This is a genomic window from Bradyrhizobium sp. cir1 (assembly GCF_014198245.1).
In the GTDB taxonomy this organism is placed as follows: Bacteria; Pseudomonadota; Alphaproteobacteria; order Rhizobiales; family Xanthobacteraceae; genus Bradyrhizobium.
On the sequence record NZ_JACIHE010000001.1, the window covers coordinates 526,462 to 542,926 of the forward strand.

General features: G+C 61.6%; 28 protein-coding genes and 2 tRNA genes. 15 read left to right on the top strand and 15 right to left on the bottom strand.

Annotation, left to right across the window (positions count from 1 at the left end):
- Positions 1–43 precede the first annotated feature (43 nt).
- Positions 44–367, top strand: coding sequence for a hypothetical protein (locus GGD63_RS02490; RefSeq protein ID WP_183239305.1), 324 nt, complete (start codon positions 44–46; stop codon positions 365–367).
- 175 nt (positions 368–542) lie between these two features.
- Positions 543–764, top strand: coding sequence for an RNA-binding protein (locus GGD63_RS02495; protein ID WP_183239306.1), 222 nt, complete (start codon positions 543–545; stop codon positions 762–764).
- Positions 765–804: 40 nt separating this feature from the next.
- Here GGD63_RS02495 and GGD63_RS02500 read toward each other — a convergent pair.
- The 4 genes from GGD63_RS02500 to GGD63_RS02515 form a co-directional block, all read right to left on the bottom strand.
- Positions 805–881 (bottom strand) — tRNA-Pro (locus GGD63_RS02500).
- A gap of 96 nt (positions 882–977) precedes the next feature.
- Positions 978–1,460, bottom strand: a complete 483-nt coding sequence (locus GGD63_RS02505; protein WP_183239307.1) for a DUF192 domain-containing protein — start codon at positions 1,458–1,460, stop codon at positions 978–980.
- Positions 1,461–1,578: 118 nt separating this feature from the next.
- The gene (locus GGD63_RS02510) at positions 1,579–2,241 is read right to left on the bottom strand and encodes a cold-shock protein (RefSeq protein ID WP_183239308.1); all 663 of its coding nucleotides are present in this window, start codon (positions 2,239–2,241) and stop codon (positions 1,579–1,581) included.
- Positions 2,242–2,439: 198 nt separating this feature from the next.
- Positions 2,440–3,201 (bottom strand): Sir2 family NAD-dependent protein deacetylase, encoded by a 762-nt coding sequence (locus GGD63_RS02515; RefSeq protein WP_183239309.1) that lies wholly within the window; start codon positions 3,199–3,201, stop codon positions 2,440–2,442.
- Positions 3,202–3,610: 409 nt separating this feature from the next.
- On the opposite strand from GGD63_RS02515, the gene GGD63_RS02520 reads away from it, so the two are divergent.
- Positions 3,611–3,775, top strand: coding sequence for a hypothetical protein (locus tag GGD63_RS02520; protein ID WP_183239310.1), 165 nt, complete (start codon positions 3,611–3,613; stop codon positions 3,773–3,775).
- A 70-nt stretch (positions 3,776–3,845) separates the two neighbouring features.
- Here the strand turns inward: GGD63_RS02520 and GGD63_RS02525 are convergent, their stop codons facing one another.
- Positions 3,846–4,133 (bottom strand): hypothetical protein, encoded by a 288-nt coding sequence (locus GGD63_RS02525; protein WP_183239311.1) that lies wholly within the window; start codon positions 4,131–4,133, stop codon positions 3,846–3,848.
- Positions 4,134–4,444: 311 nt separating this feature from the next.
- Here GGD63_RS02525 and GGD63_RS02530 point away from each other — a divergent pair, with 311 nt between their 5' ends.
- Together GGD63_RS02530 and GGD63_RS40555 are read left to right on the top strand one after the other, a co-directional pair.
- Positions 4,445–4,660 carry a hypothetical protein gene (locus tag GGD63_RS02530; protein ID WP_246785339.1) on the top strand — a complete coding sequence of 72 codons (216 nt, stop codon included), beginning with the start codon at positions 4,445–4,447 and terminating at the stop codon, positions 4,658–4,660.
- A gap of 201 nt (positions 4,661–4,861) precedes the next feature.
- Positions 4,862–4,987 carry a hypothetical protein gene (locus GGD63_RS40555; RefSeq protein WP_283811915.1) on the top strand — a complete coding sequence of 42 codons (126 nt, stop codon included), beginning with the start codon at positions 4,862–4,864 and terminating at the stop codon, positions 4,985–4,987.
- 14 nt (positions 4,988–5,001) lie between these two features.
- Here GGD63_RS40555 and GGD63_RS02535 read toward each other — a convergent pair whose 3' ends face one another.
- Complete coding sequence (locus GGD63_RS02535) at positions 5,002–5,199, bottom strand: hypothetical protein (protein ID WP_183239313.1); 198 nt, start codon at positions 5,197–5,199, stop codon at positions 5,002–5,004.
- Positions 5,200–5,762: 563 nt separating this feature from the next.
- Here GGD63_RS02535 and GGD63_RS02540 point away from each other — a divergent pair.
- Positions 5,763–6,110 (top strand): hypothetical protein, encoded by a 348-nt coding sequence (locus GGD63_RS02540; RefSeq protein ID WP_183239314.1) that lies wholly within the window; start codon positions 5,763–5,765, stop codon positions 6,108–6,110.
- Here GGD63_RS02540 and GGD63_RS02545 read toward each other — a convergent pair.
- From GGD63_RS02545 to GGD63_RS02555, 3 genes are all read right to left on the bottom strand, one after another.
- Positions 6,078–6,215, bottom strand: a complete 138-nt coding sequence (locus GGD63_RS02545) for a hypothetical protein (protein ID WP_183239315.1) — start codon at positions 6,213–6,215, stop codon at positions 6,078–6,080. The two genes, GGD63_RS02540 and GGD63_RS02545, sit on opposite strands and share 33 nt — an antisense overlap.
- 41 nt (positions 6,216–6,256) lie before the next feature.
- Positions 6,257–6,556 (bottom strand): hypothetical protein, encoded by a 300-nt coding sequence (locus GGD63_RS02550; protein WP_183239316.1) that lies wholly within the window; start codon positions 6,554–6,556, stop codon positions 6,257–6,259.
- A gap of 231 nt (positions 6,557–6,787) precedes the next feature.
- Positions 6,788–7,084, bottom strand: a complete 297-nt coding sequence (locus GGD63_RS02555; RefSeq protein WP_008558895.1) for an HU family DNA-binding protein — start codon at positions 7,082–7,084, stop codon at positions 6,788–6,790.
- A 501-nt stretch (positions 7,085–7,585) separates the two neighbouring features.
- Between GGD63_RS02555 and GGD63_RS02560 the strand changes: the two genes are divergently transcribed.
- Entirely contained in the window at positions 7,586–7,888 is a 303-nt protein-coding gene (locus GGD63_RS02560; protein ID WP_183239317.1) for a hypothetical protein, read from the top strand.
- Between the two features lie 200 nt (positions 7,889–8,088).
- On the opposite strand, the gene GGD63_RS02565 is transcribed toward GGD63_RS02560, so the two are convergent.
- On the bottom strand, positions 8,089–8,424 hold the full coding sequence (locus GGD63_RS02565) for a GYD domain-containing protein (RefSeq protein ID WP_183239318.1): 336 nt from the start codon (positions 8,422–8,424) through the stop codon (positions 8,089–8,091).
- Between the two features lie 607 nt (positions 8,425–9,031).
- Here GGD63_RS02565 and GGD63_RS02570 point away from each other — a divergent pair.
- Complete coding sequence (locus tag GGD63_RS02570) at positions 9,032–9,526, top strand: hypothetical protein (RefSeq protein ID WP_183239319.1); 495 nt, start codon at positions 9,032–9,034, stop codon at positions 9,524–9,526.
- Positions 9,527–9,532: 6 nt separating this feature from the next.
- On the opposite strand, the gene GGD63_RS02575 is transcribed toward GGD63_RS02570, so the two are convergent.
- Positions 9,533–9,796 carry a hypothetical protein gene (locus GGD63_RS02575; RefSeq protein ID WP_183239320.1) on the bottom strand — a complete coding sequence of 88 codons (264 nt, stop codon included), beginning with the start codon at positions 9,794–9,796 and terminating at the stop codon, positions 9,533–9,535.
- Positions 9,796–9,996, bottom strand: coding sequence for a hypothetical protein (locus GGD63_RS02580; protein WP_183239321.1), 201 nt, complete (start codon positions 9,994–9,996; stop codon positions 9,796–9,798). The genes GGD63_RS02575 and GGD63_RS02580 overlap by 1 nt, the downstream gene beginning before the upstream one ends.
- Positions 9,997–10,301: 305 nt before the next feature.
- Between GGD63_RS02580 and GGD63_RS02585 the strand changes: the two genes are divergently transcribed.
- The 4 genes from GGD63_RS02585 (at position 10,302) to GGD63_RS02600 (ending at position 13,694) form a co-directional block, all read left to right on the top strand.
- On the top strand, positions 10,302–11,162 hold the full coding sequence (locus tag GGD63_RS02585; RefSeq protein WP_183239322.1) for an HNH endonuclease: 861 nt from the start codon (positions 10,302–10,304) through the stop codon (positions 11,160–11,162).
- Positions 11,163–11,325: 163 nt separating this feature from the next.
- Complete coding sequence (locus GGD63_RS02590) at positions 11,326–12,006, top strand: hypothetical protein (RefSeq protein ID WP_183239323.1); 681 nt, start codon at positions 11,326–11,328, stop codon at positions 12,004–12,006.
- A 207-nt stretch (positions 12,007–12,213) separates the two neighbouring features.
- Positions 12,214–12,666, top strand: coding sequence for a VOC family protein (locus tag GGD63_RS02595; protein WP_183239324.1), 453 nt, complete (start codon positions 12,214–12,216; stop codon positions 12,664–12,666).
- A gap of 389 nt (positions 12,667–13,055) precedes the next feature.
- Positions 13,056–13,694, top strand: coding sequence for a glutathione S-transferase family protein (locus GGD63_RS02600; protein WP_183239325.1), 639 nt, complete (start codon positions 13,056–13,058; stop codon positions 13,692–13,694).
- A gap of 133 nt (positions 13,695–13,827) precedes the next feature.
- Here GGD63_RS02600 and GGD63_RS02605 read toward each other — a convergent pair whose 3' ends face one another.
- Genes GGD63_RS02605 through GGD63_RS02615 form a run of 3 tightly spaced genes read right to left on the bottom strand, consistent with a single transcriptional unit; the run spans position 13,828 to position 14,561 of the window.
- Entirely contained in the window at positions 13,828–13,995 is a 168-nt protein-coding gene (locus GGD63_RS02605; RefSeq protein ID WP_183239326.1) for a hypothetical protein, read from the bottom strand.
- Between the two features lie 6 nt (positions 13,996–14,001).
- Positions 14,002–14,247: a hypothetical protein gene (locus GGD63_RS02610; protein WP_183239327.1), complete on the bottom strand. Its 246-nt coding sequence runs from the start codon at positions 14,245–14,247 to the stop codon at positions 14,002–14,004.
- A gap of 59 nt (positions 14,248–14,306) precedes the next feature.
- Positions 14,307–14,561 carry a PilZ domain-containing protein gene (locus tag GGD63_RS02615; RefSeq protein WP_018641780.1) on the bottom strand — a complete coding sequence of 85 codons (255 nt, stop codon included), beginning with the start codon at positions 14,559–14,561 and terminating at the stop codon, positions 14,307–14,309.
- A 225-nt stretch (positions 14,562–14,786) separates the two neighbouring features.
- Between GGD63_RS02615 and GGD63_RS02620 the strand changes: the two genes are divergently transcribed.
- The 3 genes from GGD63_RS02620 (at position 14,787) to GGD63_RS02630 (ending at position 16,398) form a co-directional block, all read left to right on the top strand.
- Positions 14,787–14,861, top strand: a tRNA-Glu gene (locus GGD63_RS02620).
- Between the two features lie 97 nt (positions 14,862–14,958).
- Entirely contained in the window at positions 14,959–15,603 is a 645-nt protein-coding gene (locus GGD63_RS02625; protein ID WP_183239328.1) for a hypothetical protein, read from the top strand.
- A gap of 168 nt (positions 15,604–15,771) precedes the next feature.
- A complete protein-coding gene (locus tag GGD63_RS02630) occupies positions 15,772–16,398 on the top strand; it encodes a PilZ domain-containing protein (protein ID WP_183239329.1) in 627 nt (208 codons plus the stop codon).
- Positions 16,399–16,465 lie beyond the last annotated feature (67 nt).

Consider the following 16,465-nt stretch of genomic DNA (forward strand, 5'->3'; position numbering starts at 1 on the left):
CGTGCCGTCGGAATAGGTGATCGTAGTGGTGGTGACTCCATCGATGGTGATCGAGACCTCGCTGACGATGGTCTTGGCCGAGCCGCCGCTGCCTTCCGATTCCGAGCTTCCGCCCGCCGATTGCGACGACGATGTCGCCGACGTCGATGACGTGGCCGAAGTCGACGAAGCCGCCGATGTCGAAGATGCCGCGGAGGATGACGCCGTGGCGGTCGACGGGGTCGCCGTCACCGGCGCGCTGGTTGATGCAATCGCACTGATCGACATGAAAGCCTCGTCCGCAGGGAACCTCGGGCGCAACGCCGGTTGCGTAACCGCCCTTCCGCTTCAACGCGGCGAGCGGGCGAAGCAGGCGCTGGAGGTTTGAAAAATTCGGTGTGGCGCGCATTTTCCGGACCCGACCGCAGCAACCAAACGCTGCGCTGCGCGTTGCAACGTTTCCCCACCTATCCGGGACATCCACCCGCGTCCGCGATCTACGCGCGCCCTCGTGGATGGATTAGTCACCTCGTCTCACGTCCGTGTGAGCTGGAGCGCGGCCGGTGAATTTCTTCGACCGAGCAGAGACCAATGAACAGCGGGCCGCACGGCAAGGGGGCACAGTGAGCCAGATTGATACGACCGAGAAACTCTCCGAGGCACCGGAGAGCGGAAGCTCACTGTTTGCGCTCTGCGGGCTTGGCGTCGCGGGGATCGTCATGCTGGGCTGGATCTGCGCCCTCGCCTGGATCGCCTGGCGACTCGTCGATTGGTTGTTGTTCTGAGGCGGGCCCATAAGGCCCTCAACGTTGTCGACACCGGGACTGGTCGGGGCAGCTGGATTCGAACCAACGACCTGCAGTACCCAAAACTGCCGCGCTACCAGGCTGCGCTATACCCCGAATGTCCGGCGAGCCCCGTCGATACACGCTTCCAAAGGCGTCAGCAAGCTTACAAACCGGCGCCAGCAAGGCTGGCAATGCCCCTCTTGGGCGACCCTATTTGCTGCCGAACAGCGGGTGGCCGACACGGTCGCCGGGGCGGATGCCGTATTTCTGCGCCGTTCCCGCCACCACCTCCAGAACCGCCCGGGCGGGGCCCCGCGAGGAGATGATCTTGGTCGACAGCGGCTCGGTGTTTTCCGCAATCCGCAGGATGCGGCCGTCGGCGCGGATGAAGATCATGTCGAGCGAGACGTAGGTGTTCTTCATCCACATCGAGACTTCCTGCTCGGGATTGAAGTCGAACAGCATGCCTTTGCCGTCGGCCAGCTCCTTGCGGTACATCAGGCCGGTCTGCTTCTCCTCCTCGGTCGTCGCCATCTCCACCGAGAACACCTGCACGCCGTTCTTCGTGACGATCTCGAGCGGCTGGAAGCTGGCGGCACGCGCCGGCGCGCCGGCGGCGGCAAAGGTGGCGACGAGGATGGCGACCAGCCAGCCCCTCGCAATGGACCAGACGGCCTTTCGATCGAAGTTCATGGGACGGTACTCGAGGCGGGTGGGACTGAACCAGTCCTTACGCGGCGACCATCACAAAAGCCAGAGGCGCGCTGGCCGGCCAGCGCGCCTCTGCTCACGATTGCGGGAACTGGCGCCTTCAGTGCGACTGCAGGCCGGGCGATCCGGTCTCGGGATGGATCTCGGCCGCCATCATGCCCTTGGAGCCGGGCCCGAAGCGGACCAGCACATATTGGCCGGGGCGCAATTCGGTCATGCCGAAGCGGCGCAGCGTCTCCATGTGCACGAAGATGTCGGGCGTGCCCTCGCCGCAGGTCAGGAAGCCGAAGCCGCGCAGCCGGTTGAACCATTTGACCTGGGCTCGCTCCAGCCCGCTGGTCGGCGTGACCGTGACATGGGTGCGCGGCGGCAGCATCTGCGCCGGATGGATCGCGGTCGACTCGTCCATCGAGACCACGCGGAATGCCTGGTAGCCCTTGGCGCGCTGGATGCACTCGACGACGATGCGTGCGCCCTCATAGGCGGTCTGGAAGCCGTCGCGTCTAAGCACGGTAACGTGCAGGAGCACGTCGGGCCAGCCATTGTCGGGAACGATGAAGCCGTAGCCCTTGGAAGCGTCGAACCATTTGATGACGCCGGTCACCTCGACGAGATTGGCGCTGGCCTCGCCCAGTCCGGTGAACGGACTGAGTGCACTGTCGCGGCCGGCGCCGCCATGCTCGCCCGGCGTCAACCGCCCCGGCGAGGTACCCTGTCCCGGAACTCCAAGCTTCTTGGACTCAAATCCGTCCGACGACCCCATAACCCCGGACCCCACACTGCCATGCAACCCGCCACATTGGCGGCGCTCGAATCACGCGTCTTAAGAGAATGTTCTCAATTCGACGCGACGCGAATCTTTCGACTCAAAAGATAACACTCCCGGTTGCGACGCATAGACAAAAAAGAGATTCGCCGGAACCTATGAACAGCTTGCACAGCCGCGAATCAAACTAACGCCTCAATTGCCGACGAAGGGCCCGAGGGTTTCGCCGATGTCGTGACGGATGACGAGATCGGCGATGTCGTCCTGCTCGGTCGGCTCGCGATTGATGATCACCAAACGTGCACCGCAGTTCTTCGCCATCATCGGAAAGCCGGCCGCCGGCCATACGATGAGCGAGGAACCGATCGCGATGAAGAGGTCGCAATGTTGCGACAGCTCGGTCGCGCGCTGCATTTCATCCTCGGGCATCATCTGGCCGAACGAGATCGTGGCCGTCTTCACCGGCTCGTCACACACGGTACAGTTGGGTGCGGCGTCGTCCTCGTCGAATCGTCGCTTCACCCAGTCGAGCTGATAGGACTGCCCACATCCGATGCAGCGCGCATAAGTGGTATTTCCGTGAAGTTCAATCACGTGCTCGCCGGCAAAGCCCGAGGCCTGGTGCAGATTGTCGATGTTCTGGGTGATGACCGCGGGAATCTTGCCGGCGCGGTAGAGCGATGCCAGCGCGCGATGGCCGCGGCCGGGCCTGGCCGCCGCAAAGACCTCCTCCATCGCAAAGCGGCGGCGCCAGGCTTCGTCGCGCGCCTCCTGGCTGGCGACGAATTCGCCGAACTCGATCGGGCGGTAGCGCGTCCAAATTCCGCCCGGCGAGCGGAAGTCGGGGATGCCGCATTCGGTCGAGATGCCGGCGCCGGTGAACGGCACGATGGTCCTGGCCTCGGCGATCATGTCGCCGAGACGTTCGACGCCGCTGCGAAGATCTGATGCAATCATGGGCCAGCCATCCTGACTTTCATGCATGGCTCTATAGCATGGCCCGCGCGCGACGTTGCCGTCATCTCCTGGGGCGCGCCCTGCCCTGCAGCCGATTCAGCGCGCATCAGGCGCCGTTCGGCTAGCTGCGTCGCACCCAAGCGACAAGAATGTTGGCGCTCTTATCCACCGCGAACGAACGCGCGGAGCGACACGCGGAAAGAAGCGGGCCCGGCATTTTTTTCCGATCACCGCTTATCACAATCCTGCAATGCCTCGTCCCCATTGACGCCCCAATCAGAAGCGCCAATGCATATATTGAATGCGACTCAGCGCACGATGCGGCGGCAGCGCTTGAGTAAACACGTAGACAGAGTCCAATAGACGAAGTCCCGTAGACAAAGTCCAAGTGCGAACAGAGGGGATGGACATGACCGAAGACGAACAACGCAATATCCGCGAACGCGAAGAGATCGCCGCCCGTGTCGCCGCCTTCCGTGCCACCCAGGAGAAGTTCAAGCGCGAACGCGAAGAGTATTTCGTGACGACGCTCGAGAATGCCCGCAAGGTGGAACGGCCCTCGCTCTGGCCATAAGACGCGTCTGATCGATACGCATGAAAAAAGCCCGGAGCATCGCTCCGGGCTTTTTCACGTTGTTGGACCGTTACCAGTGGCGATAATAGTAGTGGTGCCGGTAGTACGGTCCACCATAATAGGCGTACGGGCCCGATCCGTAATAATAGGCCGGCCCGTCATAGTAGCCGTAGCCCGGACCGTAGTAGCCGTACGGATGCGACGCGGCGACCGCGCCTGCGGTGATCGCACCGGCGGCAAGGCCGAATGCCAGGCCCGGCCCGATGCCGCGTCTGTGCGCCTCGGCGGGCGCAGGCGCCGCGACCGCGGTCACGCCGACGGCTGCGACGGTGGCGAGAACTGCCAGTGTTTTCTTCATGATCTCCTCCTTCCTTCGCAACAGGAAGCACAACGCGGGCCGCCTGCGATGGTTGCGCGCAAGGCGGAACCGGGGGGCTGTCAAAAAATACCGATGCAGGCGGAACGAAATCGCCTCGCCCGCATTAAATCTGCAAGTGCAGAGCCTCCGCTATCCGGTAGAGGCAAAAGCACGGAAGCCCCGTCAGTATCCTCCGCGATGCTGGCGGGGTTTTCAGTTTCAAGGGAGCAGTTCCAAGGGGGCAAATGGCAGCAGACGATAACGACTGCCAGCGGGGCGGATGCCGAGGAGGAAGGATGCCCATATCCGCTTTGCTGGCCCGTATCCGCGGGCTTGTTCCCAAATCCGATGATCAGCACTTTGAGGAGATCGTGCGCAATTTCGGTGTCGGCACGCTGCGCCCGCCGCCGACGCCGATGAGCGACGGCGAACTCGCGCGGGCCATCGCCGAGTTCCTGAAACATCAGCCCTCATCCGAATCCGTCGCGACCCTCGGCCGGCGGCTCGACCCCTCCTCCCGGCTCTAAAGCGCGACGAGATTTTTATGAATCGTCAACGCGCTTTAGGTTGTTGTTTACGCATGATCTTTCCGGAAAACCGCTTCGCACTTTGCGCTGGCGCGGCCCTTCGGGTCCGGATCATGCTCTAGCCGGATTTTTTTCGCGCGCGCGGAACAAGCGCCCCTTGCGCACGTTGAGGTTGTCTTGAGGAAATGCGAGGGCCCCGACATGCCCGCCTGGCTCGAAGTTCTGCTCAACCTGTCCGGCTTCGCCGGGTTCGTGGCGCTTGCAACTCGCGGCGCTTCGTCCCGTGATGCGTCGGCGACCGACCGGATCCACACCGACGAGCGTTAATTGGCGCGCGGCACTTAATTGGCGCGCGGCACTTGGCCCGCCGTGCGCACCAGCCTGTCGGCCTTGACCGCGACGCTTGTGTCCTCGGCTTGCGGCCGCAGCGAGAAGCTGATCACCACGAAAGCGAGGCAGAACAGCGAGCCGACGATGGCGACCCGCCGGTAGGTGTGCCGATCGCCTTGATAAAAGGACGGTTCTGAAAAAGGCGTCATGACGTCGTTCTTGGTAAAATCGCTTCCTGGAAAATTCGCTTCTTAAAAGTCGCTTCTTGGCGAAGCCGTTTCTTGCTTGTCTTTACCTGATACCTACTCCAGTCCGCGGCGATCGCAACGCGATTGGGCTTTTAACCTAACCGAATAGGGTTATCGGCTTGCGCGCAAGCTTTCGTTAGGCGTTCGCGCAGGCGCTGTTGCGCCTTCAGACCGCGACGAAGGTCCATGGCATTCATCGTCCGGCTTTGTTCCAGCTTCGCCTCCATTTCGTTCTCGAAGAACGAATCGGAATCGAAGAAATCGGCGCGGAGCAACTCTTAACAAGAGGTGTGGATCACGCGTGCGAATGGCCGGTCATCGCGAGCCGATCGCGTTCGCAGCGACGCACTCGCGTTCGCAGAGACGCACTCGCGCTCGCAGAGACACGCACAGCATCGACGGCCGGCCTTGGCTTTCGCATCGGGATTCAGGCAGCCGCGACTTGTTCTGCATCCGACTCCTTTTCGTTCTCGCAGAACGAATCGGAATCGAGAAAACCAGCGCGCAGCGTTTCCTAACGATCGATGAAGTCGCGCGGCGCCGCTGCTTCCGCGGCAGGCAACTTCGGCGGCACGAATGTCGAGACGACCGCAAACACGATGACGAACTCGCGGCAGGGTTCGCATCGAAAGCTGTTGGCCGAGATTGCCATCATCGGCCTGGCGCATCGCGGGCATGTCATGTTGCGCGAACGCTGGTGCAGGATGATGGTTCCTAAGCGAGCGGCGGCGAGCAGACGCAAGCGCACCGCGCGCGCCGCTCGGCGATATCAGATCAAGCGCGCGCCGCCAGAACAGGACCGCGCCTGCCTGAAATCGTCGATGCCGGCCGAACGTACGTCACGCCGCCCGCTTGCCTTTGCCCTTCTCTGAAAAGCATTCGAGGATCTGGATGCGGAGCTCTTCCGCGGCGGGGCCGTCGACCTTCCTGAGCTCGTTCCAGAGCCGGATCACTTCGCGCTGCTTTTCGACGGTCATGAGTCACCTCCAGGGTGGCTCAATAGAACAAAAAGAGAACATCAAGTCCAGAGATTTTCGCGCAGATCGTCTTGAACCTTCTGGGCGCTGCGCAGACTCATGAAGGCTGGGGATTTCAGCGCCCAGTCACATAGCAGCGCCGCGTGGACGAGCATATTCCGTCGCCGCGGCGCTGTTGCATTTTGGATTTTCAACCTTAAGTTCGAGGCATGACTGACGGCCAGGCGCTGAAATCCCATCGCCGTCAGTTTGGAAAACCCCGCGCGCATCGCGCGGGGTTTTTCTTTTGAGGCGCCGGCTGAAGCGAAGCGCCTTGCGGGATTGTTCGCGCTCGCGGCCACCGAACACCCATCTCGTCTTCAGATCGTGAACCTTTGGCGGGCTGGCGCGTCTAATTGGTGAAGCTTCCCCCAAGCTTCCCCCATTAGAAAGCCCCGCTTCCCCCAGGCGGGGTTTTCGCTTTTTGTGGACGGCGCGAGGCCGGCCTGCGCTTCAAATCAAAAAGCGAAAGCCCCGTTCCGAATCCATCGGAACGGGGCTTTCGGCACGCAAGGCCGCGCGCGAGCGCCGGATCAGACGGCGTCCTTGGCCACCTTCAGCGGCGAGGCCTTGACCGACTTGCTCGCCGGCTTGGCCGCAAACTGCATCGGCTCCTTGGTGAAGGGATTGATGCCCATCCGCGCTTCGGTCGCCGGCTTGTTCACGACCGACATCTTCACGAAACCGGGAATAACGAACTCGCCGGACTCGTTGAGCTCCTTGTAGCCCACCGTCGCCATGTACTCGATGACCGACTTCACGTCGTTCTTCGAGAGCTGCGTGCCCTCGGCAATCGCATCGATCAATTGAGTCTTGGTCATCTTCGCCATGTCAAAATCCTCTGGATTGGGTGGGCGTGAGCTGTGAGGTCACTTGCCGGGCACATGACAAAGCCGCGCAGCGCGCTTCGTGTTCATGCCGGAGGTCGGGAAGTCACGGGGCTTAGAACCCATCGAGGCCGAAAACGCAAGCCGCAGTTTCACGTGATTCCCGTCACTTTTTGCTCGCGCGACGACGCTTTTGATGCCTGAGCAAGCGCCTCGTCCTTCGAGACGACCGCCTCCAGCGGTCTCCTCAGGACGAGGCTAGGAAATTGCTGCCGCGCCCCCGGCCTCATCCTGAGGGCCCGCCAAAGGCGGGCGTCTCGAAGGATGGGCTGCGGGCGAGCTCCGCCTTCTTCGTGCGCGACAGCCCTGCTCCATGCCCGGTCCCGACGCAATCTAAGGAGTCACCTCACCGTGAAACTTGTGATGAGATGCATGTTGTTGAGACTTCAGTAACCCAACGCATCCAAGCTTCATTAGGTATCGTTGCGTTGGAGTATCCCCACAGTGCTGAATTTTGACGAGCTGCGTGAACTCGCAGCCGATGTTCGCGTGTTTGTCGATGTCGCCGAGGACAAGGCCGAGGCGCTGAGAACCGTGATCGCGGCTTATGACGTGGTGCTGGCGATCTTTCCGTCCGCGGAAGGCATGGGCCTGCACGTCATCAAGGGCAAGGAGATCCTGGACAGGATCGCGACATCGCGGACCCATGCGATCTACAGCCACACGGCCATCGCGGTTCCCGATCTCGAACATGCCAAAGCGCTCAAGTACCTGACGACTCCCGTCGCGCAGCGGATCGCAGCGTAGCTGCAGAGCGATCGAGGCAGACTTGAGAAAAGAGTTCGCGAGACCGCCGCTCATCGCGACGGTCGGCGGCCTCGCATGGTGCGGAGCTAGAGCATGATCCGGAAAAGTGTGCAGCGATTTTTCGAAAAGATCATGCTCAAACAATAACCTAAAGCGCGATGACGATTCATCCTAATCTCATCGCGCTTTAGTTCGAACGATCAGCTGCCGGGCGGGCTATAGGACGCGCGCAGCTTCGCTGCGTTCTGCCGCACCTGCTTGATCTCGTCCTGCGTGAACAGGCGCATCAGTTTCACGTTCTGCAAGGTGCCCGCCGTGACGGTGAGGCCGGAGATGGCCGGCGCGCTACTCGGATCAGGCACGTCGAAGATCACGAGAACGCCGGGGCCGTCGGTCGCGACGCTGTACATCGAGACCAGCTTTCCGCCGGCCGCCTCGATCAGCTTCTTCGCCGCTTCCTGGCGATTGGTCGTCGGATTTTCCAGAATGGCATTGAGAGCGCGCGGCGTGTATTGCCCTGTGAGACAGAAATGCATGGCTTGCTCCGTTCTGAAATGAAGACGCGCATCGTGACGAGATGATCGTCGCGATCGTGGGATATGAGACGTTGGGATCTGAAATGAATGCAGTACACTGCCCGCCGTGGGCATAAACGCCGCCAGGTACTGACGAGGCTTCGGCACACCTCGTTGGCGGCTCGCCGGGGAACATACATCAGCGGGCGCGCGTGTGAAAGGCGGTTTCGAGAAACCTCCCGGAGAATGTCTGTCCGTCCGAACGTCCTCATTTAGGAAATCGGTTTCCTTATTCCTGTTGATCAACACACCAGGCCGCGGCGTAAAACGCCTCGCCCGACTGGCGCAGGGCTATCGCATATGAAGAAGTGTGGCGGATAGCTCGCCCGCAGCCGATCCTTCGAGACGCCCGCCGATGGCGGGCCCTCAGGATGAGGGCGGAGTGCGCGGCTGCAATTTCAACGGGGCCAATGCTGCTTAGCCTCATCCTGAGGAGACCGCTGGAAGCGGTCGTCTCGAAGGACGGGGCGCTTGCTCTGGCCGTCGCCAAGAAGCCATCTGCGATAGCCCTGCCGACTGGCAGGAGGCTCCGGCTGTTGTATGGTCGGATGTTTCTTGCGAGGGACTGATGAAGATTGCCATTGTTGTCGCCGGCTTGATCGTTGTTGCCATTGCCGCCCTCGTGGCGATCCAGCCGGGCTTTTTGAGACCTGCGTCGCTGGCCAATTTGAAAAAGTCCGACATCCTCGGCTTCTCGCCCGGGATGACATTCGAGGAAACGAACAAGGTCATCACGCAACGCCGCTACCGCTGCCGCCAGCTTCGCGACACCTTTACCCTCGAATGCGCAGCCGATGGCGCCAAGGTCACGATCGACAGCGATCCAGCTGACGCCAGGCATCCGATCTGGCGCGTCCATGCGGAGCTGAGCAATCCGGGGCCGCAAGACGCCACCGTCAAATCGATCTCCGACCAGTTCAACGCCCGGCCGACCAAAGACGCCCGCAAGGGATGGACATGGATCGTCGGCCGTGGCTTGAGGCTGAGCTACGACAGCGCCGCCTTGACGCTCGTGGACGAGGCCGAAGAGGCCCGGCGCGGCAAGGACGGATCGAGACGCTAGAGAAATCTAAGGCTCCATCAGCACCTTGAGAGCGCTGAGAATGACGAAAGCACCCAGACCGTAGGTGAGTGCATTCACGACCCAGGAAATCGCTACGCCCAGGAAGGTGGAGCCTCCGACCGCTCCCCAGAAGAAATACGCAACCGTGATGCCGGGCCACTCCAGCGAAAGATAAGCAAAGTCGGTCAGCGGCTCGATGGCGAGGAGCCCCAATGAGACGAGCGCCCCGATGGCCAACGCGATGACGAGGTTCGCCTTCACGGAGGGCATCAGAGACCCAGCAGCCCGGCGACAACAGGAATGAGGAAATAGGCGGCGATCCCGAGCAGGCCGCCCACGACAAAGCGTGCAGCGCGGCCGCGAATCCTCGTATCGAGCCACGCACAAACGGCCACCGCAGCCTGTCTCAGCCAGTCACCAATGAGGCTTCTGACGAGATCCAACAGGAGTTCTGCAACGAGTGCGGCCATGGCGTTTAGTCGCCCCCATCTCTGGCGGGGTTCAACTGCCGAGGGTTTGACCGTTTGGGTTGGCAACAGCGCGAAAGCAAAAATTTGGCGAGCCGGCAGCCGGACGAGTTACGGTGGCACTGTCACCGTAATTCAGGAGTTTTGCAACGAGTGCGGCCATAGCGCTTAGTCGCCCCCATCTCTGGCGGGGTCCACAACTGCCGCGGGGTTGAGGGGCCGAAAATGCCAGGTCCGTTGACTGCTATTACACACACGGATTAGATGCTATTGGCGATTGGAACAACTTCTCAGCCTCAGCGAGCGCCATGACCGACCTCTCCGCTCTTAAACCAACAGAGAAGCCTTTGGTTATCGACCTCGTTAGGGAGGCGGGCGTTGACGTTACGGCTTGGAGCGACTTCAGGGGCGGCAATCCAGCAACGAATCCGAAGTACTGCTACAATTGGTCATTCCGTCAGACCGATGAGGTGGTTGTCGCACTTTTCTTCTATGACGACCTCACGATCGTCGGTGACGACATCGTCCACGACCAAAACATCCGCCTGCGAGACGGGCGGCTCGGGGGCAGAGGCGCTACTCAATGGAAGATGCGCGCAAACGAACTCGACGAGAACTTGCGGATCGCTTACCGAGATGGGCTGCCTATTCGCGCGATAATTCTGCAAGGTGAGAAGCGCGACCATCTGAATGCAGAGTCGGAGTCTTCCGCGGTTGAAAAGCGGTTACTTGATCCAGTTGCCTGGGCAGTTACAACCTACGACATGACGAGCGGCAATTGCATTGTGACCCGCGGCGCTCTGCCGACAACTTCGACGACACAGGACGATCCTGAAATAGCAGGGTTTGAAGGGGAACAGCGAAGGCGCTATATTTTGCACCGGCGACGCGAAGCATCCATGCGCGCAAAGAAGATTCAGGCTGCACTCTGGCAGCACAAGGCGTTGAAGTGCGAGGTGCCTCGCTGCAATTTCGATTTTGCGGTCACATATGGAGATCTCGGAAAGGAATTTGCCCACGTTCACCACCTTAGGCCGCTAAGCGAAGCTCCTGCTGAGGGTCGCAAAATTGAATTGAAAGATCTCGCAATCGTCTGCGCGAACTGTCACGCGATGATCCACCGCGGGGGGCAATGCAGGCCCCTCGCCGAGGTCATACCGTCTTCGTAGATTTCTCGACGTAATTGCGCTGACAGCGCATTCAATTGACTGACATCATCCGCCCAGCGGACAATATGCATTTGGCTTACAGCCAGCTGCGAACGTTGAGTGCACCATCTCCGCAACATCAATTGAAGTGAGCAGTTTACGAGCACAAGTACTGGGGATGTAAATGTTCTGGGCTCTTAGTGACTGGTGGACGACATTGAGAGAATGGGCGATCATTCTGAGAGATTGGCTAGAGCAACACTCTCGCTGGATCGAACTCGCATCGCTGGGAAATTCGAACCTGGTCAAAACTGCGGTGCTCATGCCTGCCTTCGGCTACATGCTGCTGCTCAACGACAACGTGCACCAATACATCACAATCAAATACGATGGGTGGCTGCTCCACTTCTTGCCTAGCACTTGGCGCATTTGGCTTCTCTTTTATGGCAGCTTTTTTCTATCAATAGCGACCCTACTCTTCAGCTATTTCTGTCACCCAGATTTTAAGCGTTGCGCGACTCCCTACCAGAAATCTGAATCAGAGAGCGAGCACGTCCTGAGAATGGGAGGACTGCCGGGAGTTGCAGACGAACTACGGCAAGAATACGCGAGGCTGAGCGAGCGCGAGGAACAAATCTTTACTTTGAAAGCCTTTGAACCAGCACTCACTGGTGACGATGTTGCGCGTCTCAAAACAATCTCGAAGTGCTTGATATATCGCTATCTAATCAGAAGCGTAAGGCGGCCCGGGTTGAGGCTATTTATCTACCTTCTCTTTCGAATCGGCCTAATCCTGATAGCCATACCCGCGATTTTTACATTCTTGCAGGTCAGTGCGATCGCTGCGAAGCGCATCTTGTTGTGAGACATTGGCGGCTTACCACGGGCAGCGCAAGCGGCAGCGGTAATTTCCAGTGCGCTTGGTCCCCGCTGGCCAACTCATTTCGCAGACCATCCCCCTCACGCACATTTGCCCCCGCCCCCTGCCCCTCCTCCCTGTTTCCTGCTATCTCCTACCCCCGCCGTCCCGGCCCAAAGCAAAACCCTCCACCGTTCAAAGGGAGCAACAACCATGCGTTATCTCCACACCATGCTGCGCGTGCGCAATCTCGATGTCGCGCTGAAGTTTTACCAGGATGCGCTGGGGCTGAAGGAGGTGCGGCGGATCGAGAACGACAAGGGGCGGTTCACGCTGGTGTTCCTGTGCTCGTCGGACGATCTCGACGCGCTGGCCGATCAGCCCAAGACGCGCGGCGCGCCGCTGGTCGAGCTCACCTACAATTGGGACGAGGAGAAATATGGCGAGGATCGCTTCTTCGGCCATCTCGCCTATGAGGTCGATGACATCTACGCGACCTGCGCGAAGCTGCAGAAGGCCGGCGTCACCATCAACCGTCCGCCGCGCGACGGCAACATGGCGTTCGTCCGCTCGCCCGACCTGCACTCGATCGAGCTGTTGCAGAAAGGCGAGCCGAAGCCGCCGCAGGAGCCGTGGCTGTCGATGCCGAACACCGGCCATTGGTAAGGCCTGATTGGCAAGCCCCGCGCAGCAGGAACAAGCCCGCACCGGGGGCGTTCACTCCTCAATGATGCGATTGGAGGAGAACGCGATGGGACGCGGAATCTTGTTGTGGCTGCTGGGCGTGCCGATCCCGGTGATCATCCTGTTGTGGCTGTTCTTCGGCCACTGACGTCGGGCTCTGTATGCGAGGAAAAAGCTCCGCCCCGGGCGGAGCTTTTTGCATGAGGGCTAGGTGCAATCGCCGACGCTGCGGTGAGGAAATTCCGCTATCACCTGCGCAAGACATCGTAGCCCGGGTGAGCGCAGCGATACCCGGGAACGCTGCAGGCAAGGTCCCGGATGTCGCTTCGCTCATCCGGGCTACGACACCGAAGAACGCGCGGGAGGATCACGTGCCGGACCAAAAAATCACGATCTGGGGCCGTGCAAATTCGGTCAACGTGCAGAAGGTGCTGTGGTGCCTCACCGAGCTTGGGCTTACCTACGAGCGCATCGACGCCGGCATGCAATACGGCAAGACTCGCGAGGCCGACTATCTCGCGATGAACCCCAATGCGCGGATCCCGACCCTGGTCGAGGGCGACTTCGTGCTGTGGGAGTCGAACTCCATCATGCGCTATCTCTGCCTTGCGCATGGGCGCGGCACGCCGATCTATCCGGAGGCGCCGAACCTTCGCACCAGCGTCGACCGCTGGCTCGACTGGACGCTGTCGGCGGTGCAGCCGGTCGACCGCCCCGTGTTCTGGGGCATCGTGCGCACGGCGCCCGCCGAGCGCGACATGATCCAGGTGCAGCGCGATGCCGATGCCGCCGCCGAGGTGTGGGCGATCGCCGACAATCTGCTCGCCTCGCGCCGCTTCATGGAGGGCGACCAGTTCACGCTCGCCGACATCGCGATCGGCTCCTATGCGCGGCGCTGGCTCGGCGTCGAGGGCATCAGCCGGCCGGCTCAGCCGAACCTGACGCGCTGGCTCGCCGAGCTCGGCAAGCGCCCCGGATTTGCACAATTCGTCGCATCCCCGATGTCGTGAGCCGCTGCCGCCGCTCAAGGCTCGACGCGTGCACAGGAAATCGCCGTTCGGCCGCGAAGTTTCGAGTTCGTCGCGACACTTGACGGCTACTGTGCATGGGGTTGTTTTCGCGCTTTTTATTTGACCACCGCGCCTAAAGCCAGCCGCGCTCGACCAACAGCACGCAGATGATCAGCAGCAGCGTCACCGCTGCGGTGGCGAGCCGCGCCGGCCAGCTGAGGCCGCGGCCGACCCACCACAGCAGCGCGCAACACACCAGCACGGGGACGAGGATATCGAGCCGCAACAGATCCGGCGGCATGCGGCTCTAGCGCCTGACGGCGGCGTCGACGCTGATCGCGCCGCCGATCTTCACGCAGGTGCCGGTCGCCTCGACCAGATGGAAGCCGGCTCCATACGATGCGCAGGCATTCGCCTTCGCCGTGGCGGATGCGCCCTTCAGCGGCAACGCCTTGCCCGCCGGCGCCGGCTCGGCGGCCGGAAGGCGCAGCGCCTCGGCCGCGGCTGCGGACGTGATGAGCAACGAGATCAGGATGAGGAGCGTCGCGCGCATGCCGACCTTCTAGCCCGGACCGGCGCCGCGCGCCATCCAGCCGGTGCGCGCAGGTAAGGTCAGATGAACCTGACGCCGGCCGACTTGCCGCGGCGCCAGATCACCTGGCAGCTCCGCCCGGTGCGGGCATCGCGCGCAAACGCCATCCGGATCACGCCGGGCAGCTGGCTCGCGTCCTCGTCCATCGTGATCTTGGCGCCGGTATCGGAGATGTCCTGGACCAGGCAATGCCGTGCCGCGAACCCGCCGTCGAGCGTGATCCAGGCATGCCGCGACAGCAGCTTGCGGGCTGCGCGCTTCTTGGGTTGTGGCATCGGCTAAAACTCTCCCCCTCCAGCGCTAACTCAGGGAACCCTAAGAAACCGTTGAAATCGCCTCCGAATGATGCCGGAGCGGCACTGTCCACCGGTTCCACAAGACGTTCCCGAACGGCTTGCCCGCAGCCGCAAAGGCCACTATACGTTCGCCCGCCGCAAGCCGCCGGGTACGACTCAGGTGGTCGGCGGCCGTGCCGCCCAAAGCGGCGGGGCCCTGCGTTTGCTCCCTTCGTCTATCGGTCAGGACGCCACCCTTTCACGGTGGAGAGAGCGGTTCGATTCCGCTAGGGAGCGCCACGTGCCAGACGGCGCGCTGCTGCGATATTTCCCCCTTGCAGTGAACCTCCCCACCCCTGGGCTCCGACCAATCCTCTGATGGAACCGGTGCAGGCCCATGGAGCAGCAGCAATCCGCCTCGGACAGACAGCCCGGCGTTGCCGGGCAGCCGCCGTCCTGGATGCACCGCGCAGCTCCATACGCGCCGGGCCGGCGCGCCAAGATGCTGGAGCACATGGCGCGCGCCAGATCGCTGCCGCAGCGTCAGGCCGCACCGAGGCCATCGCGCACGAATGGCGTGGAGATCCTCAGCGACGTCATCGGCCACTTCGTCCTGTTCGGCATCATCGCCATCATCTTCCTGTCGCGCATTCCTCTCTATGTCGGCGCCTTCCTGCTCTTCACCGACGGCGAGCGGATCGAACGCCTGCTCGCGGCGACCGGCATCCGGTTCGAGCCCGATGCGGTCGGGCCCGATATCGTCAAGGGCTTTGCATCCTGGTTCGGATGGTTCGCGCTGCTCGGCGCACTGAAAGGCTCGGTCCCTGCCCTGGTCGCGCAATGGATGCCCCCGGCCGAGTCATGGTCGTTCATTGCCGGCATCGCCCTTCTGTTCGCCTGCCTCGAAGTGTTCGGATCGTTCGCGATCCGGCGCGTATTGGCGTGGTTCGGATTGCAGCGCCGGGCCGATGGTCTGATCTGGACGACGATCAAATTCCTGATCGCCCTCGGCTTGCTGGCTTTGGTGGTGCTGCTCGGCTAGGTGCCGCCGCCGTGCTCGGCAATGACGATGTTGTGAGAGCATCACGGTGCATGACGGCTCCGCACATTTACCGGAAATTTACCCCTGCTCCTGAGCGGCGGTATCATTTGCTTAGAATTTGGCGGCTACCGTGGAATTACGGAAATCATCCGCAACCGATCGGCGTTCATGTCCGTCGCAGAATTCCTCAGGCAGCGAGCAGTGGAAGTCACCGTGAACGGCAGCTATTCGCTGCCGCGCTGGTACGATTGCGAGGGCAAGCTGCGCAGCTTCGCCTGCCGGACCAAGCGCGTCTCGCCGTTCCGGATGATCGTGGACGTGCCCGTCGTCGGCAAGGTCGGCGAGCGCGTGACCTCCTACTTCCAGGATTTCGGTGAATTCCAGTGCACCATCAGCGCGACGCTGAAGGCGGGCTTCCTGATGGAGCTCGATATGACGCGGGCGCGGCGGGCCTGGATGTCGGAGAAGCTGACCTGGCTCGAGAAGAAGCAGAGGGACGCCAGCGTCCAGGAGCTGCGGCGCGACGCCCGCTTCGTTCCGCAGGTCTCGCACACGCTGCTGACGCTCGCCGACGGCAGCATCCATCCCTGCTTCATCATCGACGTCTCCACGGCCGGCGTCGCCATATCCTGCGAATACGACCCGCCGGTCGGAACCGCGCTTGCGGTCGGCGCCTGCGTCGGACGCGTCATCCGCAAATTCGACAATGGCTTTGCCGTCAAGTTCGCCGAAAAACAGTCGCGCGACGACCTCGTCCGGCTGATCGTTCGCTCGCCCCTGGCGCAGTCAGCCTGATACCGGCCGGGCCGTTCTTAACTCTTTCTTAACTAAAGACTGGAGGCGGAGGCCCCTGCGCGATAGG

Coding starts and splice junctions, on each gene's coding strand:
- GGD63_RS02630 (WP_183239329.1), top strand. CDS start 15,772: ATGTCCGTCGCAGAATTCCTCAGGCAGCGAGCAGTGGAAGTCACCGTG.
- GGD63_RS02610 (WP_183239327.1), bottom strand. CDS start 14,247: ATGCGCGCGACGCTCCTCATCCTGATCTCGTTGCTCATCACGTCCGCA.
- GGD63_RS02535 (WP_183239313.1), bottom strand. CDS start 5,199: ATGACGCCTTTTTCAGAACCGTCCTTTTATCAAGGCGATCGGCACACC.
- GGD63_RS02510 (WP_183239308.1), bottom strand. CDS start 2,241: ATGGGGTCGTCGGACGGATTTGAGTCCAAGAAGCTTGGAGTTCCGGGA.
- GGD63_RS02615 (WP_018641780.1), bottom strand. CDS start 14,561: ATGCCACAACCCAAGAAGCGCGCAGCCCGCAAGCTGCTGTCGCGGCAT.
- GGD63_RS02555 (WP_008558895.1), bottom strand. CDS start 7,084: ATGGCGAAGATGACCAAGACTCAATTGATCGATGCGATTGCCGAGGGC.
- GGD63_RS02590 (WP_183239323.1), top strand. CDS start 11,326: ATGTTCTGGGCTCTTAGTGACTGGTGGACGACATTGAGAGAATGGGCG.
- GGD63_RS02490 (WP_183239305.1), top strand. CDS start 44: ATGGTGATCGAGACCTCGCTGACGATGGTCTTGGCCGAGCCGCCGCTG.
- GGD63_RS02605 (WP_183239326.1), bottom strand. CDS start 13,995: ATGCCGCCGGATCTGTTGCGGCTCGATATCCTCGTCCCCGTGCTGGTG.
- GGD63_RS02565 (WP_183239318.1), bottom strand. CDS start 8,424: ATGCATTTCTGTCTCACAGGGCAATACACGCCGCGCGCTCTCAATGCC.
- GGD63_RS02570 (WP_183239319.1), top strand. CDS start 9,032: ATGAAGATTGCCATTGTTGTCGCCGGCTTGATCGTTGTTGCCATTGCC.
- GGD63_RS40555 (WP_283811915.1), top strand. CDS start 4,862: ATGCCCGCCTGGCTCGAAGTTCTGCTCAACCTGTCCGGCTTCGCCGGG.
- GGD63_RS02525 (WP_183239311.1), bottom strand. CDS start 4,133: ATGAAGAAAACACTGGCAGTTCTCGCCACCGTCGCAGCCGTCGGCGTG.
- GGD63_RS02545 (WP_183239315.1), bottom strand. CDS start 6,215: ATGACCGTCGAAAAGCAGCGCGAAGTGATCCGGCTCTGGAACGAGCTC.
- GGD63_RS02595 (WP_183239324.1), top strand. CDS start 12,214: ATGCGTTATCTCCACACCATGCTGCGCGTGCGCAATCTCGATGTCGCG.
- GGD63_RS02505 (WP_183239307.1), bottom strand. CDS start 1,460: ATGAACTTCGATCGAAAGGCCGTCTGGTCCATTGCGAGGGGCTGGCTG.
- GGD63_RS02575 (WP_183239320.1), bottom strand. CDS start 9,796: ATGCCCTCCGTGAAGGCGAACCTCGTCATCGCGTTGGCCATCGGGGCG.
- GGD63_RS02625 (WP_183239328.1), top strand. CDS start 14,959: ATGGAGCAGCAGCAATCCGCCTCGGACAGACAGCCCGGCGTTGCCGGG.
- GGD63_RS02580 (WP_183239321.1), bottom strand. CDS start 9,996: ATGGCCGCACTCGTTGCAGAACTCCTGTTGGATCTCGTCAGAAGCCTC.
- GGD63_RS02585 (WP_183239322.1), top strand. CDS start 10,302: ATGACCGACCTCTCCGCTCTTAAACCAACAGAGAAGCCTTTGGTTATC.
- GGD63_RS02520 (WP_183239310.1), top strand. CDS start 3,611: ATGACCGAAGACGAACAACGCAATATCCGCGAACGCGAAGAGATCGCC.
- GGD63_RS02515 (WP_183239309.1), bottom strand. CDS start 3,201: ATGATTGCATCAGATCTTCGCAGCGGCGTCGAACGTCTCGGCGACATG.
- GGD63_RS02540 (WP_183239314.1), top strand. CDS start 5,763: ATGAAGTCGCGCGGCGCCGCTGCTTCCGCGGCAGGCAACTTCGGCGGC.